The organism is Bradyrhizobium sp. URHC0002 (genome assembly GCF_054059515.1).
This window is the reverse complement of sequence record NZ_JBSSCF010000001.1, coordinates 3,224,922-3,248,764: the sequence shown is the minus strand read 5'-3', so window position 1 is coordinate 3,248,764 and position 23,843 is coordinate 3,224,922. Positions and strand designations below refer to the sequence as shown.

The following is a 23,843-nucleotide window of genomic DNA, read 5'->3' as shown; positions in this document are numbered from 1 at the left end:
TTTTTAAAGCCGGCCCTCCAGTCAATCTTCTTGGATGAAGGCGCAAGACGCCAGTCAACTGACAAGGAGAGTTCAATGACAAGACATGTCGAACCCTATCGGTACGAAATTCAGCACGGCGATGACGTCGACTTCGTCGCGTATCAGCGCAAGGCGAGCGACGGCGCCTGGCAGACGATTTCCGTGTGGATGATTCCGCAAACCGCAGATTACTGAATGCTGGCCGCCCGCTCCGGCCAACCGGTCTCTCGGTGGCGTGTCTGGTCTCGAACACCCGACACCGAGGTCACCGGCATGAAGCTCACTTCATTGTACTCGGTGCAATGATTTACTTGCACCGAGTAATATGTCGGAGCATTCTGGCTTTGTAAGCGCAATTGTATCGATGATGTCCAGGTTTGCGGCCGATTTCCTGTGTACGGGCACGTTTCGGCCCTCGCCGAAGCCACCGCCTTCCTCGGAGCATTAAGGAACTAGGCTCGGAGCATTGGAGACCGAAAATGCCAGCGATCTTTTCAACCATCGTCCTGCCTGCCGTCACGCAGGGGCCCGGTGCATTTGTTCGGTTGCTTGGCGCAGCCTGTGAGGTGACCGCGGACTACCTTGGCCGCCGGACCGCCATTGCATGCCTGCACGGTCTCGACGACCGCGCACTGGACGACATCGGGCTGGCCCGTTTTCAGATTGAGGCGGCCGTCTATGGTCTCGTCCCGCTGTCCGGTCGAACGGACGAAGGGACGTTGGCCTACGCGGCGGCGAACCCGCGCGTGCGCCAGCCCACGATGGAGGCGGCGTCATGGAGCTGACGGTCGCCACGATCCTGGTCACCTTTGCCGGCGTGTTCCTGATCTGCTTCATGAAGGGCGCGTTTGGTGGCGGATTCTCAATTGTCGGCATTCCGCTGCTATCGATTGTGATGGACCCGGTCACCGCCGGCGGCCTGCTCGCGCCATTGTTCATCGCGATGGATTTGTTCGCGCTGCGCTACTGGAAGCCTACCACGTGGTCGAAGCCGGACCTTCTGCCGCTGTTGCCGGGGCTCGTGACCGGAATCGGACTGGGATATCTACTGTTTCGTTTCCTGGACCATCGCGCCATCGCGATCGCAATGGCCGCGACCACCCTGATCTTTGTCGCGCTCTGGCTTGTTGCAGGCGCAGAGGTAACGACGCGCCCACGTTCGACGCCGAAGGCGCTCACCGCAGGTCTCGCCTCGGGAGTAACCACAATGGTGGCGCATTCGGGCGGACCGCCGCTTGCGATGTATCTGCTGCCCCTCGGCCTTAGCAAGGACGTCTACGCCGGAACGACCAGTCTGTTCTTCACCGTAGGCAACGCGACCAAGGCGGTGCCCTGGCTGCTGCTGGTGAAGCCGACGGGCAACGTCTGGACATTGATGGCGCTCTGCGTGCTCGCCATTCCCGCCGGCGTGTGGGCTGGCTGGCGGCTGCACGGAAGCCTGGACCAACGGCAGATCTATCGCGTTTGCTACGGACTGCTGGTCGTGACGGCGCTGAAATTGTTGTGGGACGGCGTTTCCGGATATCTCGTGTGAATTTTTCATCCTGACGGGAGCGTGTCATGGAGCTTCGACAAGAAAAGCCAGAGGCTGCAGGCCGAAACAAGCCGCTGCCCTACTGCGACTTGTGGAGCCGTTCGTCGAAGCTGCTGTTATCTTCCGTCGATCGAGGCTGGTCCGGCCTGTCCGCCGAACTGCGCAGACACGGCCAGAGTGTTTTCCCCTGGAGGGGTCCTCAAAGCGATACCCATATCGTCGTCGACATCATGGGCGGTGAGCAGCTCGTCACGCGACGCGCGACAGGCATCGAGGACAAATACGTCTCGAGGCGCGGTACGGCGTGGCTCTCTCCGCCCGGCTGGCGCGAAGGTTCGATCGAAATCACCGGGGACCTTCCGGGGATCCTGCATCTGTATGTTTCGCCAAGCCAGTTCTCGCCGGACAGGCTCGGAATCGATATTGGCGAGTCTGAGGTCGGCACGCTGGAACATGAAAGCACTTTCGAAGATCCGCTGCTCACCGAGATTGCCCATGCCATTGCGTCCGAACTGCGGACTGAAACCTCCGCCGGCAGTCTGCTTGTCGAATCGCTCGCCAACACCATCGCCGCAAGGCTGGTGCAAAAGCATGCCGGCACGTCACCTGCCCGGTCCTATCCGCTTCTGAAGACCGAAGGGCTCGATCGACGCCGCCTGCTTCGTGTGCTGGACTACATCGAGGCAAACCTGGAAGGCGATCTCAGCATCAATCGCATGGCATCGATCGCGTGCCTGAGCCGGTTTCATTTCGCGCGGGCCTTCAAGCAGGCCGTCGGACAACCGCCGCATCGCTACGTCAGCGCCAGACGTCTTGAGCGCGCGAAAGCGCTTTTGACACGCAGCGACCGGCCGCTGGTCGACATTGCCCTTGCCTTGGGCTTTTCCGGCCAGGCCAATTTCACGAGAGCCTTCAGCCAGGCGACCGGCCACGCGCCCGGCCAGTATCGTCAAACGGCAGGATCGCGGCGATCGGAATTTTCGCTGACCGATGTCAGGCGATCGCTTCCGGTGTTGGCCTGAACCGGTACGCCGCTGGCGTCCTCGCCGGTGTGACCAGCAACAAATGACTAAACAATAGCAGGCGATGCAAAGCCGGCGGTCCGCGATCCCACTATCTTCGCCTTCAGAGAGGGCAATGAGAGGCCGCCGCGCCTGAGGGCTCGCACCGTCACCAAGGGATCCGCTTCCAATGCCGATACGTCAGTACTTCGTCTGGGTGGGAAGCGTCCTTCTCGTGGCGCTGTTTGCCGCCGATTGGTGGGGCCCTGGACCCCCTGAACAACCACGTTCCACGCTTGCTCCCAACGAGCGGGTCAATCTGCGCATCCGTTCGGGCCACAAATGGCCGGAACGGATCGTGTTCGACACGGCGCATTCGGGAATGCCGCTCACGGCCGAGATTAACTCCCAGCCGGATGTCGCGCCCAACCAAGACCTCGCCGAGGCGAAGCCGCGCAGTCCACTCGATGCGTTCGCAGCGATGGAAGCGGCCGAGGTCACGCCGACAGCAACAAATGAAAAAGCGTCGGCAATCCGGGCAAAGCCGCGGCCGTCCGGAGCTCGTATGACCAGCGTAGCCAAAGCTGACTGATCGGGAGGTCACATGAACGACGTTTTAACCCTCGCCGTGTTCGCCGCCAAAGTGCTGTGCCTCATCGTGTTCGTGACCATCTTGAAGCCCGACGGCAGCATCGGCGCGATCCGGACGTCGCCGAAACCCGTCGACTGCAGGAAGGATCGTTTGGCAATGCCGGAATGCGGCCTCCTTCGCAAGCCGGCGCCAAATCATGCATCGTACGTCAGGGTGTCGCTCGCTGCTGAATAGCAATCCGCGGATGCCACAATCGTCATGACCCAGCCTCCCTCATTCTGGAATCGACACGCCGCCCTCGTCTTCTCGCTGAGGACGTTTGCAACGGCAATGCTGGCATTCTCGGTCGCACTCCTGCTGGATATGCCGCGTCCCTATTGGGCGATGGCTTCGGTCTACATCGCCTCCAACCAGCTGACCGGTGCGACCAACTCAAAAGCCGTCTATCGTATTCTTGGAACACTGATCGGCGCGGCCGGGACGATCATCCTGGTCCCGAACCTCGTCAATGCGCCGGAACTGCTCAGCTTCGGCATTGCGCTGTGGGTCGGGATTTTCCTGTATCTTTCGTTGATCGACGGCACTCCGCGCAGCTACGTGTTCATGCTGGCGGGCTACACCGTGGCGCTCCTTGGGTTTCCGATCGTCTCGACGCCCCAGGCAGCCTTCGACATCGTCGTCTCCCGCGTGCAGGAAATCATACTCGGAATCATCTGCGCGAGTGTCGTCGCGATGATCGTGCTGCCGCGCAGCGTCGCTTCTGCGGCTACCGCACAAGCGGATGCCTGGCTGGCCGGCGCTCGCCGGCTTGGCGTGGATGTCCTCACCGGTCGTGGCAGCAATCAGGAGCGCGACACCGAGCGCATACGTCTCGCCGCGGTGGCGTCCGAAATCGACCAGCTCGGGCGGCATCTCGGCTATGAGGCCGTCCGTTCTTCGAATATCGCGCACGGCTTGCGGCGCCTCCGGCAGCACATGCTGTCGCTGCTGCCGCTGCTCGGTTCGATTGAAGACCGCAAGCTCGCGCTCGACTCCAGCGAAGAAGCGTCGGCGCGTGTTGCTGAAATCTCCCAAAGGACCGCGCGGTGGCTCGAAGCGGGCGGCCGCGACGGACCGGAAGCCGATGCGCTGCGCGCGGCGCTCGACCAAATGCGGCCGGCGCTGGATGCGGCCGCCGGCTGGATCGATATCACGGTCGCTGGCCTCGTTGTCCGGCTACGCAACCTCGTGGACATCATGCGGGACTGCCAGCTTCTGCGCGAGGCGATCGCCGAGGATCGCAATCCGGACTTGCTCAAACTCGCCTTCATGCCTGAGACACTGACGTTCGCCGTCCCGCACCGGGACCATGGGCTCGCGCTGCTGTCGGCCGCGTCCGTGGCGCTCTCCATTCTGGCAAGCTGCGCCTTCTCGATCGCAACCGGCTGGCCCGACGGCGTTGCCGCTCCGCTTTTCGCTGCCGTAGTCGGCAGCTTTCTAGCTGGTCTAGACGATCCCCTTCCAGCTTTCCGCAATTTTTATGGACTATTCCTGGTCGTTATCGCCATCCATGGAATCTACCTGTTCGGGGTACTGCCACGGATCACGACCCTTGAGATGCTGATTGCCGCACTCGCGCCGGCTTTTCTGGTGTTCGGCTGGATGGCTGCGCGGCCTGCGACCGCGCGCGTCGGCTCAATACTTGCCATCTACCTCTCGGTGCAACTGGCGCTGACCGAGACATACTCGGCCGATTTCTCGTCCTATGCCAACTCCAGCGTCGCGCTGATGGTGGGGGTCTCGCTCACGGGCGTCATCTCCGGCATCGTTCGCCTGCTCGGGGCCAACTGGATCGCCGGCCGATTGGTTCGCAGCGACTGGACAACGCTCGCCGCGGTCGCTGAACGCAGGTCGGACCAGGATCGCCTCGCGCTTGCCAGTCTCATGCAGCATCGCCTCGCCCTCCTTGCCGCCCGGATCACCGTGGTTCCCGCCGAGGCAAGGAGCGACGCCGCCAATCTTCGCCAGCTTCGGACGGCGTTCAATATTCTCGATGTCAGGCGGGCGAGCATTGGCCTGTCACGCCGTACCAGAGCAGCCATCGAAGCCTTCCTTGCTCGTCTTGCTTCGCTCGCCAGGACTCATACCGCGGGGCCGCTTCCCGATGGACTGGTGAAACAGCTCGACAGCACGATCGCACTCGCGTTGCTGGACCCGTCGCTCGAAGGTCGCGACGAGGTGCTGATGGGTCTCGCCGGCATTCGCCCCGGACTGTTCCCGGAATCGCCGGCCTATCAACCGCTGGAAATCGAACACAGGACAATCGCCGCATGAAATACGAACTTGATCTGTTCGGCGTGCTGGTTCCGAGCCTCATGCTCTGGAGCGTGCTTGCCTATGTCCTCGCCCGCGGCGTGAGCAAGATGATGGGACGCACCGGCCTCTATCGCCATGTCTGGCATCCCGCACTGTTCGATTTCGCCGTTTATGTCTGCATCGTCACCAGCTTCGTCTACGCTTCCAAGGAGTTTTTCTCATGAACGCCCCGGTTTCATTCCCGAAGGCCTTATGGCGCGGGTTCACGATGAAGTGCCCGAACTGCGGTCAAGGCCATCTGTTCGGCCGCTATCTGAAGGTGGTCGGCAGCTGCGAGATTTGCGGCGAGGACTACACGTCGCAACGCGCAGACGACCTTCCAGCCTATCTGGTCATCGCTATCGTCGGTCACCTTGTCGTGCCGGCACTCCTTGCGGTCGAGATGGCCTATTCACCTCCCGTCTGGCTTCAAATGCTGGTCTGGGTGCCTGTTACCGGACTTGCGGCATTGTTCTTACTGCAGCCGGTGAAGGGGACAATCGTTGGCCTGCAATGGCAGACCGGCATGCATGGTTTCGAAGCCGCAAAACAGCGCCGCGATCAAGAAACCCGCGATCATGCCGCGCTCCTGCCGAACGTCGTCTCCAAGGAGTTGGTGTCATGAAAGCCTTGCTGAATTCGCTGCGGCGCGTCTCGCTGACCAGTGTCATGGTGCTTGCCGCGCTCTGGGCCGGCTACAAGCTGTGGGACTATTATTTTGATGCGCCGTGGACCCGGGATGGTCATGTTCGCGCCGACGTGGTTCCGGTCGCTCCTGACGTCTCCGGCTTCGTCACCGACGTGCTCGTCAAGGACAACCAGCAGGTCCATCACGGCGATGTCCTGTTCCGGATCGATCGCGCGCGCTATGAGATCGCGGTGAAGCAGGCCGAGGCGGTGCTACTCGGCAGGCGCGCCATGCTCGATGAGGCTGACGCGGATCTGAAGCGCTACAGCGCACTGACGCCGGGTGTCGTCGTCTCCAAGCAGCGGATGGACCAGGTCATTGCCCACCAGGGTTCGGCGCACGCCGCCCACGACCAGGCCGTCGCCGACCTCTCGCTTGCCAAGCTCAACCTCGAGCGAAGCGAAGTCCGCGCGTCCGTCACCGGCATCGTCACCAATATGGAGCTGCGGCCCGGGACCTATCTGACGCCCGGAAAGGGAGTGATGGCGCTGCTCGACACCGACACGCTGCACGTCCAGGGCTACTTCGAGGAAACCAAGCTGCAGCGTATTCACGTCGGCGATCCCGTCAACGTGCGGCCGATGGGAAGCGGCCAGATGCTGCAAGGACGGGTGGAAAGCATTGCGGCGGGCATCGAGGACCGCGATCGCAGCGCCGGCGCGACCCTGCTTGCCAACGTCAATCCGACATTCAACTGGGTGCGGCTGGCGCAGCGCGTGCCGGTCCGGATCGCCCTCGACGGTGCCGACCAAAAGCACCTGGTTGCAGGCAGTACCGCCACCGTCGAAGTGTTTGGATCGAACGCGGGCAAAGCCGTAACGGAAACCAAAGGCGGACTAAAAATAGCTCAGCGTTCTGTGTGCCGTGTGGCGCCGGAAGCAACCACATCTGCTCCATCGTGCGGTTGAGATTCGCGGATCAGACGAACCAGGATCCATCACAATGTTGGTCGCGTTTCTGGCAATGATCAGCAGCGGGATCTTCACCGCTCATGCTCTCGACGCCCTGCTGGCAAATTATCGCGAGGCGAGTCCCCGGCATTTAGGTCGGCCGACACGTCTCAAGACAGCTACCCGAACTGAATCGGCCAAGCGCTGGATTGGGCGGAGCGTTAGCAGCAATCGCTCTACAGGTACGGCAATCGCTCTGGCGCAGGCGAAGCCGCGATCCGCTAGATTTTTACCGTTCCCACATCCATCCAGAAGGTGAAAACAGATGATCTGGAAAAACATAGTCAACTCCAGCGCGATCGCTGCGGCTTTTGCGCATCGGTGCGGAGTGCCTGGCCTGGCACGCAAGACGCTCGAGGCACTCTCCGACCTCACGGGCGTCGTTCAGAACCTGGTTTTGGACGTACGCGATAGCTACCGGCCCGAGGTGCACTACATGCGCGGCCCCGGCCCAAAATGGCACGCCAAGCATCGGCCTTCGCCAAGTTTCAAGGGCGCGAGAGGATTTCGATGATTTCGCGCAGGAATGTCAGCTTGAGGGCGAAATTGCCGTGATCGGTCACTCATCAAAGATCCATGCGACCGACACTAACGTCCGATGCGTCCGCGGCACGTATATCCCCTCCGATTAGGCGGAGGGGATTACGAGGGCCTTGAGCTTCACGAGGCCATCACGCGTTCTGGCGCGCCTCTCAGTGGGCGTCGGAAATCCGGAAGCAGCGCTTTTGCCGACGACCCTATGCAACGCAGCCTGACTTTCAGGCTCGGAGACGTCGGCCAGCGCTCCGATATTTTCACACAAAGGCGGATATCGCGCCAACCTCTCAGTTGCGTGTAATTATCATTGACCAGCGACTGATCATCCAGCTTTCGTTGCTGAATTTCGCCGTTTCCGCTCGGTAACGCTAAGCGGATGATCATGCAAAACTATGTCAGCCCAACTGACCATTTAGCGACCAGAAAGGCAGCTACTCGACAGCAGCAATTGGCGCCGGACGGCTAAAATGAATGCGGCGTTTGAGCGCATGCCACACAACCGATGGCGGCTGGAGCAGAACTAGACAAAATACGGCGGATTTAGAAAAGACGTGACCACGCTACGGCGACTAGAACGCACGCGTTCGCAATGCCCCTAACCGAGGACCGGTCGATGAGCGCACTTCGCTCGCGGGATAATTCGCAGAACAAGCCCAGCACTTCCCAGGTACTACAGCACGATCCGCTGATCGGCGACCGCCCTCATGCCGATGAGGAAATGACGCGCGTGCTCAAGACAGCGCCGCTGCACGTGGCTTCAGACCCTTCCAGCGGCGTGATCACGTTCTGGAGGCACGATCCGCTGCACGACGTCGTCAAACCCATGGTCGATCACGTCATTATGGCGTTCCCCGCCGAACCAGTGCGGTTCGAGCGCCGTGACGGCAAAGCCTTTGTGAGCGGAGCGACACGCCCAGGGACCGTGACCATCATTCCGGCCGGTTCAAGCTCACGATGGGACATCTATCAGCCTTTGAGTGTCCTTCAGCTCTACCTTCCACAGACCACTCTGGAGCGCGTAGCGCACGAAGCTGGAGCTGCTCCCGGCGGCAACCTTGTGGAGCGAACCGCTCATCCCGACCCCATTACAGCCCGACTGCTGCTGAGTGCAGCCGACGCCCTGGAAGGCTCCGCGGTGCTGGATACGTTGTTCAGACACCAATTGATGGATCTTCTGGCCACGCGCCTGCTCGCAGCACATGCCGGCGTGCCTGCAGCAATCCAGCCGGTCGTGGGCGGGCTGTCGCCCAAGGTGCTGAGCCGCGCTATCGCGCGTCTCCGTTCGGACAGCGATGCGGACGTATCGCTCGCCGCGCTGGCCGCGGATGCCGGGCTGTCGCGTTTTCACTTCTGCCGTGCGTTCAAGGAAAGCACTGGGCTTTCTCCTCATGCTTGGTTGCGCCAGCACCATCTGGAGCAGGCCATGAATAGGCTGCGTGACACCAACGAATCCGTTGTGTCGATCGCAATCGCGCTTGGCTATTCCTCCCAGAGCGCATTTGCCGCCGCGTTCAGGAAATTGACCGGTGAAAGTCCGAGTGATTGGCGGATGCGCGTGCGGTGAGTACCCTCTAGCTTCAGCGCTGAAAGGACGTTGGTGATGAAGACATTTCTCAGCATCGGAGCGGGCCCGGGGATGGGTTTCGCGACCGCCGAGCGCTTTGCCAAGGAAGGTTTCCAGGTCGCTCTGGCGGCCCGCAACATCGCCAGGACGCAAGATCTGGCCGACCGCCTATCATCAAAAGGGCACCCAGCCCGCGCGCACAAGGTTGATGCGGGCGATCCGAGCAGCATTGCGGAACTGGTCGCTGAGGTTCAAAAGCATTTTGGCTCGATCGACGTATTGCACTACAACGCGGCAACGGCGCGGAAGGCCACGCTGTCCGAACAGCCGCGCGACAGCTTCAACGATGACCTTGCCGTGAATATCGGCGGAGCGCTCGCCGCCGCTCAGGCGGTCGCCCCAATGATGGAGGTGCAAAGGTCCGGCGCGATCCTGCTGACGGGAGGCGGGTTCGCAGTCGCGCCCAGCGCGGACTATCTCTCGATCAGTATCGGCAAGGCCGGTGTCCGTGCCTTGGCTCACGGGCTGTTTCGAACCGTTCCGCGAAAAGGGAATTCACGTGGCGACGGTAACCATCTTCACCTTTGTTTCCCCGGAATCCAGGGAAGCCGCATCGGTGGCCGAGCACTTCTGGCAACTGTACAGCCAGCCAAAGGACTCCTGGACCGTCGAAGCAAATTACGGCCTCCCGGGGTGATCGATAACCATCTCCACATCATCTACGAAGGACTGAACTGCAATATGAGATCGCGATAGGGAGCTCACGCCGATAGTCCAGCCTTGCGCAGCCCGGTCACGAACATGGCGAGATGCTCCGGTTGCCGAATCGGAAGCCAGTCTTGGAGACTGGAGACACGAAACGTGGGATCCAGCATCCGCAAATGCCCGATTGCGGTCCGCGCCCGTTCCATCCGACCAGCGAGCGCATGACTTGCAGCGATGACAGCTACCACGGCCAAAAAGGTCGGCGACTGCCGGAAAGACTGATCGGCCCACGAGGAGGCCAAATCGAAGCGCCCGGCGAACAGGTGCGACAGCGCCATTCCTGCCTGCATCCGAAACATCTCGGGATCGAGCGGGCTGAAACGCATGGCGCGTGTGAGAAATTCAATGGCGGTGTCCAGGTCACCGCGTAGCGCTCTGAGAAAGCCGCCCAGGAACCAGGCCGCCGCCAGGTTTGGGTTTAGCACCAGAGCCTTGTCGATCAGCGCGATTCCACCGTCCAGATCGCCGACAAGATGAGCAAGCGCATGTCCGCCTCTCGTGAGCGCGACGGCATCGTCCTTGCCCAATTCCACCGCGAGGCGGGCTAGTCGAACTCCTTCGGCGAGCTCCCGCGGCTGATCAGTCATCCAGCCGTTGACCTTTCGCCAGAAATAACACCAAGCCCCCATTGCGTGCGCAGAAGCAAACTCCGGATCGAGTTCTATGGCCTCGTAGAACAACGGCAGCGCCTGATCAATCGCCTCCCGCGTTCCCCGATGCAAATGAGGCATGGCGCGCAAGTAGTTATCATAGGCACTGAGGCTGCCGGTCGGCTTCCGCCTGGCGCGCTCAATCTCTACACGTTCAAGCTGGGAAGCAATTGCTCCGACGATGTTGGTCGCGATTTGATCCTGAAGTTCGAAGATGTCTTCGAGTGTCCCTTCGAATCTCCCCGCCCAAAGATGAGTACCGGTCGCCGCTTCAACAAGTTGCCCGGTGATACGAACTCGCTTTTCGGACCGGCGGACACTACCTTCGGCGACGTACCGCACGCCGAGTTCGCGCCCCACCTGCTTCTCGTCCACTGTCTTGCCCTTATAGGTAAAGCTTGAGTTGCGCGCGATTACGAACAGCCAGCGAATATGTGACAGTGCTGTGATGACGTCCTCGACAATCCCGTCGGCAAAATAGTCCTGTTCGGCGTCGCCGCTAAGATTCCGGAACGGCAGGACCGCAATGGACGGCGAATCCGGTAGCGCCAGTGAAGGTCCGGCTTTCTCACCCGCGATGTTCGGGTTCGCGGAGGCGCTCGCACGCAATTCTTCCTCTCGAATCTTCCCGACAAATCGAATGCCCTTGCGCGAGACCGTCCGGATCAGCCGCTGCTCCTTGCCGCTGTCCCCGAGCGCTTTGCGTACCGCGTTGATATGGCTGGTGAGCGTCGACTCCGAAACGATGCGGCCACCCCAGACTGCCTGAAGCAAATCGTCTCTCGTCACCACCTGCTCCCGGTGCTGGATCAGAAAAAGCAGCAAATCGAAGACTTTGGGCCCAACCGCGACGAGTTCAGTGTCGCGCTTGAGCTCGCGCCGGTCGGCGTCCAGGCAGTAATTTTCGAATGAGAACTGCACTTTCGGCGCTCTGGTTGGACAGGAATCCAAGGAAAATTCAACCGCAATCCAAGACGGCTGCAAGGCTTTTCAGCCCACCTCGGCGCAATCTCGTCGCGCTTTCGAAGCAAGGCCGCTTTCAGCAACAAGCGAAGAAGTAGCCAGGAAAATCGAGGAAAGTCATGAAGATTGTCGTCATCGGTGGGACCGGCCTCATCGGAGCGAAGCTTGCCAACAAGCTCCGTCAGAGAGGCCACGAAGTGGTCCAGGCAGCTCCCAGTACTGGTGTCAATACTATCACAGGCGATGGCCTCGGCAAGGTGATGTCAGGTGCCGAAATTGTCGTCGACGTTTCAAATTCACCCTCCTTCGAGGACAGCGCGGTCCTATCGTTCTTTGAAACATCGGGCCGCAATCTTCTCGCTGCTGAGGCCGCCGCCAAAGTAGAGCTCCATGTCGCGCTGTCTGTCGTCGGCACCGATCGCCTTCCGGAAAACGGCTACTTCCGCGGCAAGTTGGCTCAGGAGAACCTGATCAGAGGCTCGACGATTCCCTACACAATCCTACGCGCCACCCAGTTCTTCGAGTTCGTCAGCGGAATCGTTGGTTCCTCCGGAGATCGACAAATCGTCCGGGTGTCGCCGGCATTGTTCCAGCCCGTCGCTTCGGACGATGTCGCCGCTGCGCTTGTCGATGTCACGCTCAGCGCTCCGGTTAACGGGATTGTCGAGTTGGCCGGTCCGGAGCAATTCACTCTCGATGAATGCGTCCAGCGATACCTGGTCGCAACAAGCGACGCACGCAAGGTCGTAGCCGACATCCATGCCCGCTACTTCGGAGCAGAATTGGACGATCATTCCCTCACGCCGGGCAAGAACCCTCGGCTCGGCTCAGTGCGCTTTGACGACTGGCTGGACGGACATCGCAAGTCAGGAACGTCTGCCCGATTGATTCATCCCGCGAGAACACGTCCGTGACCAAATCTGTCTTGCGCCATTCTGTGGAGGACCCGGCCGTCACGCCCGCGCCGCGCGAGGAGCATCTGCCGGATGCCGATAGGCGTTCCGCGGATGTAGAGATGGCCCGCGTGCTCGGGACCACACCATTTCGTATGGCTTTGGATCCATCTGGTGCGGGGATCGCCCACTGGAAACATGACCCGTTGCACGATGTCGTCGAGCCCATGACCGATCACGTCATCATGGCTTTCCCCGCCGAGCCGGTACGGTTCGAGCGCCGCGACGGGAAAGCGTTTGTGAACGGAATGACGCGTCCCGGCACCGTGACGGTTATTCCGGCCGGTTCAAGCTCACGATGGGACATCTACCAGCCCTTGAGTGTCCTTCAGCTCTATCTTCCGCAGACAACGCTGCATCGCGTTGCTCACGAAGCCGGTACAACCGCTCCCGGCGACCTTGTGGAGCGAACTGCGCATTCCGATCCCATTACATCCCGATTGCTGCTGAGCGCGGCCGACGCCCTGGAAGGCTGCGCGACGCTGGATGCGCTGTTCAGGCGCCAGCTCATGGATCTGCTGGCGACGCGCCTCCTCGCGGCGCACGCGGGCTCACCTGCAATAATGAAGCCGGCCATGGGCGGACTGTCGCCCAAGGTGCTGGGTCGGGCTATCGAACGCCTGCGTTCGGACAGCGATGCAGACGTTTCGCTTGCCGCGCTGGCTTCCGATGCGGGCCTGTCGCGCTTCCACTTCTGCCGCGCCTTCAAGGAAAATACCGGCCTTTCACCGCATGCCTGGTTGCGCCAGCACCGGCTCGAGCAGGCCATGAACATGCTGCGCGACACCGACGCCTCAGTCGCCTCGGTCGCAGCCACGCTTGGTTATTCCTCGCAGACCGCCTTCGCCGCCGCATTCAGGAAGCTGACTGGCGAACCCCCGAGCGATTGGCGGAAGCGCCGACGTTAACAGCAATCGCTCTATAGGTACGGCAATCGCTCTGGCGCAGCCGCAGCTCCGATCCGCTAGATCATCACCGTGCCCACGTCCAGGCGGACGGAGAAACAAGATGATCTGGAAAAACATTGTCAAAGCCCATTCTATCGCGCCGCGACGACGATTGGTCGCAACCGCGCTCGTATACGGACTTTCGCTGTCCATTCGCTTCACCTCGGCGACAGGCGAGCAGGTGGAAATTCCGGCGCAGTCCCTGCAAAGGGCCAGACCCGTGATGTCAATCATGATGGGAGCAAATCTTCGCCTCTCCCATGAGGACTGGGCCGCAAACGCCCCTCAACCGATCGTCTTTCGCACCGGCTGGCCGCTGGGACCGCGGGCTGCCGCGCGGGGATGTGAATCCTCGATGCCAATGTCGTCCGTGCAGGGCGACCTCCGTCAATAAGGATTGAGGTCCCTTCATTTCACTTCTTCGTTTCATCGTGGAGCGCCACGGACTTTCGGGAAGTTCAAACCAAGGAGCAAAGACATGCGACTAGTCATCATCGGCGCCGGCTTCGCCGGCATGTACGCCGCCCTCTCCGCCGCGCGCCTGCGTGACATCCAGGGCGTCACGCCCGAGGAGCTCGAGATCGCGCTGATTGCGCCGGAGCCCACGCTCGTGGTCCGTCCGCGGCTCTACGAGCCGAAGCCCGAGACCCTGACGGCGCCTCTGCTCGACGTCCTCAAGGCCATCGACGTCATCTATGTGCAAGGTAGTGCCGAGACGATCGACACCAAGTCACGCATGGTGCAGATCTCTACCACCAAGGGCGCGCGCAAGACGCTCTCCTACGACCGCCTGGTCGTGGCCACCGGCAGCAAGCTGTTCCGCCCGAATATTCCGGGCCTCGCCGAGCATGGCTTCAGCGTCGACTCGCTCGACGACGCGCTCGCGCTCGACAAGCATCTGCGCGGCCTGGCCGACCGGCCGGCCGTCAACGGGCGCGACACGATTGTGGTTGCCGGCGGCGGCTTCACCGGCATCGAGGCGGCGACGGAATTGCCTACACGTCTGCGCCAGATCTTCGGCAAGGATGCCAAGACGCGCGTCATCATCGTCGACCGCAACAAGGCGATCGCTCCCGCCATGGGCGAAGGCCCCCGCCCCGTCATCGAGGACGCCCTGCACAAGCTCGGTGTGGAGACCCGGCTCGGTGTCGGCATAGCCTCGCTCGACGGATCCGGCATCAAGCTTTCCAGCGGCGAGCACATCGAAACCGAGACCGTGATCTGGGCCGCAGGCATTCGCGCCGCGCCGTTGACCCAGCAGATCCCCGCCGAGCGCGACAATTTCGGCCGGCTGCTGGTCGACCGCGATCTGCGCGTGCCGGGAGTGGACGGCGTCTTCGCGACCGGCGATGCCGCCCGCGCCGCCTGCGACGATGACGGCAATTACGCGCTGATGTCGTGCCAGCACGCCACGCGGATGGGCGCCTTTGCCGGCAACAACGCTGCCGCCGAGTTGCTGGGCATTCCGACCAAACGCTACCACCAGAAGGGCTACGTCACCTGCCTCGACCTCGGCGAAGCCGGCGCGCTGTTCACGCGTGGCTGGGAGCGCGAGGTGACGATGGTCGGCGACGTCGCCAAGAAGACCAAGCAGGAGATCAACACCGTCTGGATCTATCCGCCGAAGGCCGAGCGCGCCGCCGCGCTGGCCTCAGCCGATCCGGAGCGTGTGACTGATGTGAGCGGCTTCTTCTAATCCTTCACGCGAAACGGGCCGCGCTCCGCGCTGGCTGCGCGGCCTGCTCAACCAAGACAAGCCAGCAGCCCAACCATGAAACAGGAGAGAAACATGAACCTACACAACACCTCACACACCGGCAGACCAGTGCGCGACGAATTGGTTCCGTCGCGTTACGCGCTGAAGATCGGCGAGATTGACGTAATGGTGGTCAGCGATGGCGTGCTCACCCTGCCGGGCGCGATGCTGGCCCACAATGCCGAGCCGGCCGTCCGGGAGGCCTGGCTGAAAGAGAATTTCCTGCCGCCGGACGCGTTCGATTGGGCGCTGAACGTGGTCGTGGTGCGCAGCGGCGACCGAACCATCCTCATCGACGCCGGGATGGGGGCAGCGTTTCCCTTGCCGAAGGCCGGACAGTTGATCCATCGTCTGGAGGCTACCGGCATCGATCTCGCATCCATGACCGACGTGGTGCTGACCCACATGCACATGGATCATGTTGGCGGGCTGCTCGTCGAAGGGGTGAAGGAACGTCTGAGTCCGGACCTGCGAATTCACGTCGCGGCCTCGGAAGTCAAGTTCTGGGAGGCGCCCGATTTCTCCCACGTCTCGATGCCGGACGGATTCCCGGACGCACTCCGGGCGACTGCCAAGCAGTTCGTCAAGGAATACGCCGGCAATCTGCAAACGTTCGAGGAGGAGTACGAGGTGGCGCCGGGCGTGGTCGTCAAGCGCACCGGCGGCCATACACCCGGCCACAGCGTGGTTCACGTGACGTCTGGTGGCGAGCGGCTGACATTCGCCGGCGACCTCGTATTCCAGGTCGGGTTCGAACACCCCGAATGGTACAACGGCTTCGAGCACGATCCCGTGGAATCAGCTCGCGTTCGTATCAATTTGCTGCGTGAGATGGCTGAGAACGGCGGGCTGCTGGTGGCCACGCACATGCCGTTTCCGTCCATCGGTCACGTAGCGGCCCATGGCGACACCTTTCGTTGGGTGCCGGCCATCTGGGATTACTGACTGCTCGCTGGTTTAAGGCGGAATCAGGCGCAGCAAGCGCCTCATCAGATACCGGCCGCGCAATAGAGTGCGGCCCTCCTCACCCAAAGCTTTCTGGAGCTCGACCTCGATGAAACACGAGACCGTGCGCGCGAACGCGTTTGCCATGCCGTTGACAAACCCGGCCTTTCCCGCCGGCCCCTATCGCTTCGTCAACCGCGAATACTTCATCATCCAGTACCGGACCGATCCCGACGCGCTGCGCCGGATCGTGCCAGAGCCGCTGGAGCTCACCGAGCCGGTCGTGAACTATGAATTCATTCGCATGCCTGACTCGACCGGCTTCGGCGATTACACCGAAAGCGGACAGGTCATTCCGGTGTCCTTTCAGGGCCAGGCTGGCAGCTTCGTCCACCAGATGTTCCTCAACGACCATCCGCCGATCGCGGGCGGACGCGAGCTGTGGGGCTTTCCCAAGAAGCTGGCGCAACCGAAGCTCGCGGTCGAGATCGACACGCTGGTAGGTACCTTGAACTATGGATCGGTGCGGATCGCGACCGGCACCATGGGTTACAAGCACCGGGCCCTCGATGCCGCGGTCGAAGCCCGCAAACTCGCCGCGCCGAATTTCCTGCTCAAGATCATCCCGCATGTCGACGGCACGGCCCGCATCTGCGAACTGGTGCGCTTCCATTGCGAGGAGATCACGGTGAAGGGGGCGTGGACCGGACCGGCCGCGCTCGACCTGTACTCGCATGCGCTCGCTCCTGTCGCCGAGCTGCCGGTACTTCAGGTGCTCGCAGCCAAGCACATCGTCGCCGATCTGACCCTCGGGCTCGGGTCCGTTGTGTACGACTATCTGTGCCCGGCTTCTGCCGCGCGGTCGCGCGGAGCCGGATCGCAAATTCTCATCGAAGCGAATGCAGGCTGAATCAGATCGGCCTCAATGCAAGGAGTCCTGGCCATGTTGAACGTGATGCGCGAGCAAACCCATTCTGCGGCACGACGGACCAACGAGCTGCCTTACGATGTCGTTGCCTTGGTGCTGCAGGGCGGCGGTGCGCTCGGCGCCTATCAGGCCGGCGTGTATGAGGGCCTTCACGAAGCTGGCATCCGCCCGAACTGGCTGGCAGGCATCTCCATCGGCGCGCTCAACGCCGCCATTATCGCAGGCTCGCCCGAAGATGAGCGCGTGGCACGGCTGCGCGAATTCTGGGAGACCATCTGCGCCCACTCGATCGAGTGGCCCGCCGGAGAAGGGCTGGTCGATGCCTTGCCCTTTGCGTTCGACGTCAAATCGGTGCGCAACGTGCTGGCGGCGACGAGAGCCCTGGTCCAGGGCCAGCCCGGCTTCTTCAAGCCGCGCTTCCCCTCGCCGCTTTTCTCGCCGTTCTCGGGCGATGCCGCGACCAGCTTTTATGACACCGCTCCGTTGCTGCAAACGCTGGAGAATCTCGTCGATTTTGACCGGTTAAACTCTGGCGCAGTGCGCGTCAGCGTCGGCGCGGTCAATGTCCGCACCGGCAACCTCACCTATTTCGACACCGCTGAACGCCGGCTCGGACCAAAACACTTCATGGCCTCCGGCGCACTGCCGCCCGGCTTTCCGGCCGTCGAGATCGAGGCCGAACATTACTGGGACGGAGGCGTCGTGTCGAACACGCCGCTCTCCCGCGTGCTGTCGGACGATGCGCGCGACACGCTGACCTTCCAGATCGACCTTTGGTCCGCCAGAGGCCACGTTCCCCAGGACATGATGGAGGTGTCGAACCGGCAGAAGGATATTCAGTATTCGAGCCGCACCCGCGCCGTCACCGATCAGGCGCTGCGGATACAGAAAATGCGCCAGGCGCTGCAGCGGACGCTCGAGAAGCTGCCGGAGGCTGCAAGGAAGGATCCCGAGATCAGCGCCTTGGCTGATTTGGCCCGCCATCGCTCTCATAACATCATTCACCTGATCTATCAGTCCAAGCTGCATGAGGGTCAGTCGAAGGACTACGAGTTCGGCCTGAGCGCGATGCGTGCGCATTGGCAGAGCGGCTTGGAAGATATCCGCCGCACGCTCGCCAATCCGCAGCGCCTCGATCCGCCGTCGCCCGAGGTCGGCATTGTCACCCATGATATCCACCGCCGCGACTGAGCGCCCGGCCGGTTCATCTCCCACGCATCGAAAGGAAGTCTCATGTTGAAGGGCAAGGTAGCCATCGTCACCGGATCAACCAGCGGCATCGGGCTCGGAATCGCCAAAGAGCTTGCCAGGCTTGGCGCTGACATTGTGTTGAATGGCTTTGGCGAAGCAAGCGAGATCGAGGCGATCCGCAAGGGACTTGAGCGCGAGCATGGGGTGCGTGTCACCCATGACGGTGCCGACATGTCCAAGGGCGAAGCCGTGCGTGGATTGATCGACGCGACGATCAAGAAATTCGGCCGCATCGATATCCTCGTCAACAATGCCGGTATCCAATTCACCGCTCCGGTCGATGAATTTCCGGCCGCGAAGTGGAATGCCATCCTCGACATCAACCTCTCGGCGGCTTTCCACGGCATCGCGACGGCCGTGCCACAAATGAAAAAGCAGCGCTGGGGGCGGATCGTCAACATTGCTTCGGCACACGGGCTCGTCGCTTCAACGCACAAGGCCGCCTATGTCGCGGCCAAGCATGGGCTCGTCGGCCTCACCAAGGTGGTTGGACTAGAGACCGCCGGCAGCGGCGTGACGTGCAATGCGGTCTGCCCAGGCTGGGTGCGAACGCCGCTGGTCGAGAAGCAAATCAGCGACATGGCGGCAGAGCGAGGCATCAGCCAGAAGACGGCAACCGACGAACTCCTGGCCGAGAAGCAGCCGTCCCTGGAGTTTGCGTCTCCGGAGCAGCTCGGTGGCACCGTCGCGTTCCTGTGCTCGGACGCGGCAGATCAAATCACGGGAACCGCCATCTCGGTCGACGGCGGCTGGACCGCACAATGATCGCGGGAGAAACAACATGAACGCCATGACGACGATTTCTGAGGCGGGTGCGGTCGCGCTGTCCGAAGCAGGCCACACCGCAACGCCTGCACAAGCAAAGGCTGCTCCAGCCGGACACCGCCCCGCCGAGCCGGCGCCAGCACAGGCCAAAGATCAACCAGCAACGGCTTCGCCGCACGCTCCGGACACGACCGCTACCCAGGTCGCGTCACGCAGCCCGCGGCACCTTATCATCCCGTTGATGGCCATCGGTGCGGCGGCAGCGCTCGTTCTCGTGACGTCCGACCGCTGGAACGCCTGGGCGGGTGCCGCCGCCGTCCAGACCACCGACAATGCCGCAGTGCATGCCGAGACGTCCCGGCTGAGCGCGCGGGTGAGCGGCAACGTCAGGCGCGTTGTCGTGCAGGATTTCCAGCGCGTCAAAGCGGGTCAATTGCTGATGGAGATCGAACCTGCGGACTACGATGCGGTCGTGGCCCAGGCCGAGGCGCGCGCTGCTGCTGCCCGGGCCGACCTCGACAACCTGGAAAACAAGAAGGCCCATCAGCGCGCCGTGATCGCCCAGGCAGAAGCGCAGCGCCAGTCCGCCCTCGCCCGCGAGCTTGAAACACGGCAGGAGCTGGAACGACAGGACAACCTTCTTCGGGGCGGCGTCGCCGGCACAAGGCAGCGGCAGGAGCAGGCGACGGCCGCGCACGAAACGGCCAGTGCCGCGCTCGCGGCGACTGGAGCGACGATCGAAGCGCAGCGCAGCCAGCTCGAGATTCTGAACGGCGACGAGAACCTGCTGCGGGCAAAGCTCGTTGCCGCCCAGGCAGATCTCACGATGGCGCAGCTGCGGCTGGGCTATACACGCATCGTGGCACCCTTCGACGGCGTTGTCAGCGCACGCCTGGTACAGGAAGGCAACTACGTCAATGTCGGCACCAATCTGATCGCGGTCGTGCCGCTGCCGAACGTCTACGTGGTTGCCAATTACAAGGAAACGCAACTGACCCACGTGGTGCCGGGTCAGCCGGTGGATGTCACTGTCGACACGTTCTCCGGCGTCGTCCTGCGTGGACGTGTGGAGCGCCTTTCGCCGGCCAGCGGATCGACCTTTGCCCTCCTGCCGCCGGACAACGCGACAGGAAACTTCACAAAGGTGGTGCAACGCATCCCGGTCCGCATTGAGTTCGCTCCCGGTCAGCCGTTAGTAGCACAACTAAGACCTGGGATGTCGGTCGTCACACACATCCGGATAAATCGAGGCGCGTCATGACGACCGCAGCCATCAAAGGCGGCGCCGACTCTGTCGACCGTCCCTCCCACCACCCGTGGCTCGCCGTGGGCGCTGTGCTGCTCGGTGCCTTCATTGCAAGCTTCGACGTGCGGCTGTTCGCACTCGGTCTGCCGGACCTGAGAGGCCAGTTGGGCCTGAGCTTCGACGAGGGGTCATGGCTGGCAACCGCCTCTACCGCGCCGCAGATCCTCATCGCTCCCGCCATTGCCTGGCTTGCCGTGGTCTTCGGTTTGCGCCGGGTACTGGTCTGGCCGAGCCTGCTTTATGTCGGCATAGCGCTGGCCATTCCTTTCGTCCGCGACTACCAGTTGCTCCTGGCGCTGCACTTCATTCGCGGCCTGTTGCTGGGCGTCTTCGTTCCGGCGACGATCATGATCGTCCTGCACAATCTGCCGAAGCATTGGTGGATCGTCGGCCTCGCAGCCTATTCTTTCCGGCTGTCCTTCACCGGTAACGCCGGGATATCGTTGGTGGGCTTCTATGTGGACCAGGTTGGCTGGCAATGGCTCTATTGGCAGGACGCCGTGGTGGCCCTGCTGATGGCGCTGCTGACCTGGCGGGGCACGCCCCGGGAATTCGTCAATCAAAGGCTGCTGGCGCAAGCCGACTGGAGCGGCATGCTGCTGCTCGGCACCGGCCTTGCCCTGATCTATGCCGGCTGTGATCAGGGCAACAGGCTGGACTGGTTCGAATCTGGCACCGTAACCGGGCTGATCGTCGGTGGCGGCGCGCTCGTCATCGCCTTTCTCGTCAACGAAGCAATCGTCCCAGAGCCATGGGCGAGCCCCGCGGTCCTGATGTCGCGAAACATCGCCTTGGTGCTGTTGACCATGATGACCTACATGGTCACGAGCCTGTCCAACACCATGCTGGTCCCCAACTTCCTGACCGTCGTCGCCGGGCTTAGGCCCGAGCAAGCCGGCAGCGTGCTCCTCCTCTACACGGCGTTGCCGCTGATCGTCGCGGTGCCCGCCGCGGTCTGGCTGCTTCGCCGAATAGATGCTCGGATCGTGGCCATGTTCGGATTGTCGAGTTTCGCGATCGCAGCGTGGATGGGCACCCGCATCACGCATGAGTGGGCGCCGGACGATTTCATTCCGATGGCTCTGGTGCAGACCGTTGGCCAGGGCCTGACCTTTACCGCACTCCTGATTTTCGTCGTGTCAAATCTCAATCCGGCGCGGGCCATCGCCTTCGTCGCCTATATCCAAGTGTTGCGCCTTGACGTGATCGAGGTTGCAGCCACAGCGATGACCACCTGGCTTCGCGTGCGCCAGCAGGTCCATTCGAATCTCACCGGCCTGCACGTCTCCGCTGGAGACAACGATGTGGTTCAGGCTCTCGGTCGCCTAACCGGTCGGCTTGCCGAACATAGCGCCGCCACGGAGACGGCCGCAGCACGCGCGGCGACCATGTTGGCCTCGCTCGTTCGACGAGAAGCCAACGTACTGTCCACTATTGACGGTTTCCAGGTTGCTTTCTGGGCCGCAATCGTCGGGCTGTTGCTGATTAGTCTGATGCGGGCGGCGCCGGCGGGCCCGCTGTCGCCAGCATCGACGAAATAGAGATCTTGGACGAGCCCTGCAGAAACCTGCGACCCGAAAGGAGAATTACGATGAAGGCGCTCTCGCTTTGGATCATTGCAACCGGCTGCTTGATCGCCCTGCCATCTGCCGCACAGGCGCGATCGGCCTATGACGGCTCATGGGATCTCGCGTTCGTGACGCAAAGAGGCGCTTGCGACGCCAGCTACAACTTCACGATCAATGTTTCTGACGGTGTCGTCTCGCACCCCAACCTTGTGAAGTTCAAAGGATATGTCGCCAGATCCGGCGCAGTTCATGCGTCGGTCACCGTTCACGACAAACACGCCGCAGGATCCGGCAAGCTCGCCGGCACCACGGGCCATGGCAGGTGGAGCGGTCGCGCGGGGAGTTCGCAGTGTTCCGGTTATTGGACCGCTCAACGCAATTGAGCACGCGCAGGCGATGGCACGCTTCTCTACAGCAAACTATCTACAAGCATGCCAATCGCGCTGGCGCAACGGCGCACCTGAGTTGCCAGAGTAACCGCGTTCACGCCGACGACACGGAGACAACAATGACCAGCAATAAATCTACCAACCCGGTCTTCTTCAGGAGCGCACCATGATACTCGGCATGAGCTTGGCAACGTTCACGACGATCCATGTGATCATCAGTCTGATAGCAGCTTTCTATGAGACGGTCGTTGTAGTTGTGCCGGTGCGAAGCCGTCCTTTGATGTGGTGTTTATCGAAAAGTCGGCAGTTTTTCGACTGAAGCGCGGCCTCTCGAATCCGTGAACTGACTTCACCGCGTCGGTTCCGAAGAAACGATCCCGCAACCATTTTCCTTTTTGAGTGAAGACGGCCAGAAACAATCTCCTGTCATTCTGTCGTGTGACGGGTTCAAGAGGCGTTTTGCTCTTGGGCGCGTTCCTCCCAAGACTTGGGCCGCCCAATCCCGGCGGCCCTTTTTTGTGAGCGGAGTTGTCCGTCACCAGTCGGCGACAAGCCATTGCCGGTTTGCGCTGTCGCGGCACGCATCACACTGCCCAGGATCAAAACGAACCTAAGGAGCGTCATCGCGTCTCTGGACGGCTCTAAGCGCCGGGCAAGACTAGTTGGTGTGGTCTGCCAGCGAGTGACCCGCCGATCAAGAGTTCCCAGGCTCGTCACCTCTTCGGATTTCGCTACTTCCAACGGCGGTGTTTCTTCTTTGCCGTGCGACCCGCCCCGATTTTGCCTAGCCGTCTCGCGTTGGCGGCCACGCGCCTTCGGTATTGACCTATTATCTCTTCAGCAGAAGCGCCGCCGATCAGGCTCCTGGTCGCTTTGACCGAGGCATCGATCTTTTCGCTTACCATCAGTCGGGCTTCTCGCCGCGCCGCCCGTTTTCCGCCCAGCATGAGCTTTGTCATGCGCAGTGCAATGACGCCGCTCGACTCGACCGCCAACCTCGTCAGGGCATCCCACATACCATCATGCTCCCGTTCGTCCGAGATCCCTCAGTGATGTTGGCGGGTAACGGCCCATCGCCGGGAACGGTTCCCGATGGACTAAGCGCACCGAGTTCTAAAAGGCTTCGCATTCGAACAGGATGTTGTCATCCGCGTCCGCGACGATCACCAAACTCGCCTGCGCAAACACGCCACCCTTTTGCAGTTCATCTGCAACGGCATGCGCCATACGTTTCGCGCAATCTAAACTCGGGAGGTCGCTGCCAACATCATCCGGATGGATCTCCAAACCGTCAAAGATATGAAAAAAGTAGCGCATTTGCCGGACCGCATTAGCTCGGGCGACCTGCGCCTTCCAGTGACAAATCGGTAAGCGACGCGCATCAGATTAAGGCGCGTTCATGTCGACGTCGACCATACCTCGCGGCCCTCGCCCTC

At 61.8% G+C, this 23,843-nt stretch carries 26 protein-coding genes; 23 read left to right on the top strand and 3 right to left on the bottom strand.

All coding sequences use genetic code 11. The features are described 5' to 3' along the window. The first annotated feature begins 75 nt into the window (after positions 1-75). The 13 genes from ACVWVY_RS15725 (at position 76) to ACVWVY_RS15665 (ending at position 9,977) form a co-directional block, all read left to right on the top strand. Positions 76-216 carry a hypothetical protein gene (locus tag ACVWVY_RS15725; RefSeq protein ID WP_456627212.1) on the top strand — a complete coding sequence of 47 codons (141 nt, stop codon included), beginning with the start codon at positions 76-78 and terminating at the stop codon, positions 214-216. Positions 217-500: 284 nt separating this feature from the next. After that, entirely contained in the window at positions 501-806 is a 306-nt protein-coding gene (locus ACVWVY_RS15720; RefSeq protein ID WP_456627211.1) for a hypothetical protein, read from the top strand. Continuing rightward, positions 797-1,555: a sulfite exporter TauE/SafE family protein gene (locus ACVWVY_RS15715; protein WP_456627210.1), complete on the top strand. Its 759-nt coding sequence runs from the start codon at positions 797-799 to the stop codon at positions 1,553-1,555. The genes ACVWVY_RS15720 and ACVWVY_RS15715 overlap by 10 nt, the downstream gene beginning before the upstream one ends. Before the next feature lie 26 nt (positions 1,556-1,581). Beyond that, positions 1,582-2,577 (top strand): helix-turn-helix domain-containing protein, encoded by a 996-nt coding sequence (locus ACVWVY_RS15710; RefSeq protein ID WP_456627209.1) that lies wholly within the window; start codon positions 1,582-1,584, stop codon positions 2,575-2,577. A gap of 169 nt (positions 2,578-2,746) precedes the next feature. Further along, positions 2,747-3,148 carry a hypothetical protein gene (locus ACVWVY_RS15705; RefSeq protein ID WP_456627208.1) on the top strand — a complete coding sequence of 134 codons (402 nt, stop codon included), beginning with the start codon at positions 2,747-2,749 and terminating at the stop codon, positions 3,146-3,148. Between the two features lie 12 nt (positions 3,149-3,160). Further along, the gene (locus ACVWVY_RS15700) at positions 3,161-3,382 is read left to right on the top strand and encodes a hypothetical protein (RefSeq protein ID WP_456627207.1); all 222 of its coding nucleotides are present in this window, start codon (positions 3,161-3,163) and stop codon (positions 3,380-3,382) included. Between the two features lie 24 nt (positions 3,383-3,406). Further along, the gene (locus ACVWVY_RS15695; RefSeq protein WP_456627206.1) at positions 3,407-5,461 is read left to right on the top strand and encodes an FUSC family protein; all 2,055 of its coding nucleotides are present in this window, start codon (positions 3,407-3,409) and stop codon (positions 5,459-5,461) included. After that, positions 5,458-5,667, top strand: coding sequence for a DUF1656 domain-containing protein (locus tag ACVWVY_RS15690; RefSeq protein ID WP_456627205.1), 210 nt, complete (start codon positions 5,458-5,460; stop codon positions 5,665-5,667). Before ACVWVY_RS15695 ends, ACVWVY_RS15690 begins: the two co-directional genes overlap by 4 nt. Continuing rightward, the gene (locus ACVWVY_RS15685; protein ID WP_456627204.1) at positions 5,664-6,107 is read left to right on the top strand and encodes a DUF983 domain-containing protein; all 444 of its coding nucleotides are present in this window, start codon (positions 5,664-5,666) and stop codon (positions 6,105-6,107) included. The genes ACVWVY_RS15690 and ACVWVY_RS15685 overlap by 4 nt, the downstream gene beginning before the upstream one ends. Beyond that, on the top strand, positions 6,104-7,078 hold the full coding sequence (locus tag ACVWVY_RS15680) for an efflux RND transporter periplasmic adaptor subunit (protein ID WP_456627203.1): 975 nt from the start codon (positions 6,104-6,106) through the stop codon (positions 7,076-7,078). The genes ACVWVY_RS15685 and ACVWVY_RS15680 overlap by 4 nt, the downstream gene beginning before the upstream one ends. Before the next feature lie 307 nt (positions 7,079-7,385). Beyond that, positions 7,386-7,634, top strand: a complete 249-nt coding sequence (locus tag ACVWVY_RS15675) for a hypothetical protein (RefSeq protein WP_456627202.1) — start codon at positions 7,386-7,388, stop codon at positions 7,632-7,634. Between the two features lie 636 nt (positions 7,635-8,270). Next, positions 8,271-9,221, top strand: coding sequence for a helix-turn-helix transcriptional regulator (locus tag ACVWVY_RS15670; protein WP_456627201.1), 951 nt, complete (start codon positions 8,271-8,273; stop codon positions 9,219-9,221). Between the two features lie 36 nt (positions 9,222-9,257). Continuing rightward, positions 9,258-9,977: an SDR family oxidoreductase gene (locus ACVWVY_RS15665; protein WP_456627200.1), complete on the top strand. Its 720-nt coding sequence runs from the start codon at positions 9,258-9,260 to the stop codon at positions 9,975-9,977. Between the two features lie 5 nt (positions 9,978-9,982). Here ACVWVY_RS15665 and ACVWVY_RS15660 read toward each other — a convergent pair whose 3' ends face one another. Then, positions 9,983-11,557, bottom strand: coding sequence for a winged helix-turn-helix domain-containing tetratricopeptide repeat protein (locus ACVWVY_RS15660; RefSeq protein ID WP_456627199.1), 1,575 nt, complete (start codon positions 11,555-11,557; stop codon positions 9,983-9,985). A gap of 161 nt (positions 11,558-11,718) precedes the next feature. Here ACVWVY_RS15660 and ACVWVY_RS15655 point away from each other — a divergent pair, with 161 nt between their 5' ends. From ACVWVY_RS15655 to ACVWVY_RS15610, 10 genes are all read left to right on the top strand, one after another. Continuing rightward, on the top strand, positions 11,719-12,513 hold the full coding sequence (locus ACVWVY_RS15655; protein WP_456627198.1) for an SDR family oxidoreductase: 795 nt from the start codon (positions 11,719-11,721) through the stop codon (positions 12,511-12,513). Positions 12,514-12,536: 23 nt separating this feature from the next. Next, positions 12,537-13,460 carry a helix-turn-helix transcriptional regulator gene (locus tag ACVWVY_RS15650; RefSeq protein WP_456627197.1) on the top strand — a complete coding sequence of 308 codons (924 nt, stop codon included), beginning with the start codon at positions 12,537-12,539 and terminating at the stop codon, positions 13,458-13,460. A 517-nt stretch (positions 13,461-13,977) separates the two neighbouring features. Then, the gene (locus tag ACVWVY_RS15645; protein ID WP_456627196.1) at positions 13,978-15,195 is read left to right on the top strand and encodes an NAD(P)/FAD-dependent oxidoreductase; all 1,218 of its coding nucleotides are present in this window, start codon (positions 13,978-13,980) and stop codon (positions 15,193-15,195) included. 75 nt (positions 15,196-15,270) lie between these two features. Continuing rightward, a complete protein-coding gene (locus ACVWVY_RS15640; RefSeq protein WP_456627195.1) occupies positions 15,271-16,200 on the top strand; it encodes an MBL fold metallo-hydrolase in 930 nt (309 codons plus the stop codon). Between the two features lie 109 nt (positions 16,201-16,309). Then, positions 16,310-17,110 carry an acetoacetate decarboxylase gene (locus ACVWVY_RS15635; protein ID WP_456627194.1) on the top strand — a complete coding sequence of 267 codons (801 nt, stop codon included), beginning with the start codon at positions 16,310-16,312 and terminating at the stop codon, positions 17,108-17,110. A 33-nt stretch (positions 17,111-17,143) separates the two neighbouring features. Further along, complete coding sequence (locus ACVWVY_RS15630) at positions 17,144-18,319, top strand: DUF3734 domain-containing protein (RefSeq protein WP_456627193.1); 1,176 nt, start codon at positions 17,144-17,146, stop codon at positions 18,317-18,319. 42 nt (positions 18,320-18,361) lie between these two features. Next, complete coding sequence (locus ACVWVY_RS15625; RefSeq protein ID WP_456627192.1) at positions 18,362-19,144, top strand: 3-hydroxybutyrate dehydrogenase; 783 nt, start codon at positions 18,362-18,364, stop codon at positions 19,142-19,144. Between the two features lie 16 nt (positions 19,145-19,160). Next, a complete protein-coding gene (locus tag ACVWVY_RS15620) occupies positions 19,161-20,405 on the top strand; it encodes an HlyD family efflux transporter periplasmic adaptor subunit (RefSeq protein WP_456627191.1) in 1,245 nt (414 codons plus the stop codon). After that, a complete protein-coding gene (locus tag ACVWVY_RS15615) occupies positions 20,402-21,991 on the top strand; it encodes an MFS transporter (protein ID WP_456627190.1) in 1,590 nt (529 codons plus the stop codon). Before ACVWVY_RS15620 ends, ACVWVY_RS15615 begins: the two co-directional genes overlap by 4 nt. A gap of 50 nt (positions 21,992-22,041) precedes the next feature. Continuing rightward, positions 22,042-22,401 (top strand): hypothetical protein, encoded by a 360-nt coding sequence (locus ACVWVY_RS15610; protein ID WP_456627189.1) that lies wholly within the window; start codon positions 22,042-22,044, stop codon positions 22,399-22,401. 737 nt (positions 22,402-23,138) lie between these two features. Here ACVWVY_RS15610 and ACVWVY_RS15605 read toward each other — a convergent pair. Continuing rightward, positions 23,139-23,423 (bottom strand): hypothetical protein, encoded by a 285-nt coding sequence (locus ACVWVY_RS15605; RefSeq protein ID WP_456627188.1) that lies wholly within the window; start codon positions 23,421-23,423, stop codon positions 23,139-23,141. 97 nt (positions 23,424-23,520) lie between these two features. Next, positions 23,521-23,724 (bottom strand): DUF6894 family protein, encoded by a 204-nt coding sequence (locus ACVWVY_RS15600; RefSeq protein WP_456627187.1) that lies wholly within the window; start codon positions 23,722-23,724, stop codon positions 23,521-23,523. Positions 23,725-23,843 lie beyond the last annotated feature (119 nt).

What these genes read in the sequence shown, in the direction of transcription:
- ACVWVY_RS15725 (WP_456627212.1), top strand. Translation starts at nt 76, where the DNA reads ATGACAAGACATGTCGAACCCTATCGGTACGAAATTCAGCACGGCGAT.
- ACVWVY_RS15720 (WP_456627211.1), top strand. Translation starts at nt 501, where the DNA reads ATGCCAGCGATCTTTTCAACCATCGTCCTGCCTGCCGTCACGCAGGGG.
- ACVWVY_RS15715 (WP_456627210.1), top strand. Translation starts at nt 797, where the DNA reads ATGGAGCTGACGGTCGCCACGATCCTGGTCACCTTTGCCGGCGTGTTC.
- ACVWVY_RS15710 (WP_456627209.1), top strand. Translation starts at nt 1,582, where the DNA reads ATGGAGCTTCGACAAGAAAAGCCAGAGGCTGCAGGCCGAAACAAGCCG.
- ACVWVY_RS15705 (WP_456627208.1), top strand. Translation starts at nt 2,747, where the DNA reads ATGCCGATACGTCAGTACTTCGTCTGGGTGGGAAGCGTCCTTCTCGTG.
- ACVWVY_RS15700 (WP_456627207.1), top strand. Translation starts at nt 3,161, where the DNA reads ATGAACGACGTTTTAACCCTCGCCGTGTTCGCCGCCAAAGTGCTGTGC.
- ACVWVY_RS15695 (WP_456627206.1), top strand. Translation starts at nt 3,407, where the DNA reads ATGACCCAGCCTCCCTCATTCTGGAATCGACACGCCGCCCTCGTCTTC.
- ACVWVY_RS15690 (WP_456627205.1), top strand. Translation starts at nt 5,458, where the DNA reads ATGAAATACGAACTTGATCTGTTCGGCGTGCTGGTTCCGAGCCTCATG.
- ACVWVY_RS15685 (WP_456627204.1), top strand. Translation starts at nt 5,664, where the DNA reads ATGAACGCCCCGGTTTCATTCCCGAAGGCCTTATGGCGCGGGTTCACG.
- ACVWVY_RS15680 (WP_456627203.1), top strand. Translation starts at nt 6,104, where the DNA reads ATGAAAGCCTTGCTGAATTCGCTGCGGCGCGTCTCGCTGACCAGTGTC.
- ACVWVY_RS15675 (WP_456627202.1), top strand. Translation starts at nt 7,386, where the DNA reads ATGATCTGGAAAAACATAGTCAACTCCAGCGCGATCGCTGCGGCTTTT.
- ACVWVY_RS15670 (WP_456627201.1), top strand. Translation starts at nt 8,271, where the DNA reads ATGAGCGCACTTCGCTCGCGGGATAATTCGCAGAACAAGCCCAGCACT.
- ACVWVY_RS15665 (WP_456627200.1), top strand. Translation starts at nt 9,258, where the DNA reads ATGAAGACATTTCTCAGCATCGGAGCGGGCCCGGGGATGGGTTTCGCG.
- ACVWVY_RS15655 (WP_456627198.1), top strand. Translation starts at nt 11,719, where the DNA reads ATGAAGATTGTCGTCATCGGTGGGACCGGCCTCATCGGAGCGAAGCTT.
- ACVWVY_RS15645 (WP_456627196.1), top strand. Translation starts at nt 13,978, where the DNA reads ATGCGACTAGTCATCATCGGCGCCGGCTTCGCCGGCATGTACGCCGCC.
- ACVWVY_RS15640 (WP_456627195.1), top strand. Translation starts at nt 15,271, where the DNA reads ATGAAACAGGAGAGAAACATGAACCTACACAACACCTCACACACCGGC.
- ACVWVY_RS15635 (WP_456627194.1), top strand. Translation starts at nt 16,310, where the DNA reads ATGAAACACGAGACCGTGCGCGCGAACGCGTTTGCCATGCCGTTGACA.
- ACVWVY_RS15630 (WP_456627193.1), top strand. Translation starts at nt 17,144, where the DNA reads ATGTTGAACGTGATGCGCGAGCAAACCCATTCTGCGGCACGACGGACC.
- ACVWVY_RS15625 (WP_456627192.1), top strand. Translation starts at nt 18,362, where the DNA reads ATGTTGAAGGGCAAGGTAGCCATCGTCACCGGATCAACCAGCGGCATC.
- ACVWVY_RS15620 (WP_456627191.1), top strand. Translation starts at nt 19,161, where the DNA reads ATGAACGCCATGACGACGATTTCTGAGGCGGGTGCGGTCGCGCTGTCC.
- ACVWVY_RS15615 (WP_456627190.1), top strand. Translation starts at nt 20,402, where the DNA reads ATGACGACCGCAGCCATCAAAGGCGGCGCCGACTCTGTCGACCGTCCC.
- ACVWVY_RS15610 (WP_456627189.1), top strand. Translation starts at nt 22,042, where the DNA reads ATGAAGGCGCTCTCGCTTTGGATCATTGCAACCGGCTGCTTGATCGCC.
- ACVWVY_RS15605 (WP_456627188.1), bottom strand. Translation starts at nt 23,423, where the DNA reads ATGTGGGATGCCCTGACGAGGTTGGCGGTCGAGTCGAGCGGCGTCATT.
- ACVWVY_RS15600 (WP_456627187.1), bottom strand. Translation starts at nt 23,724, where the DNA reads ATGCGCTACTTTTTTCATATCTTTGACGGTTTGGAGATCCATCCGGAT.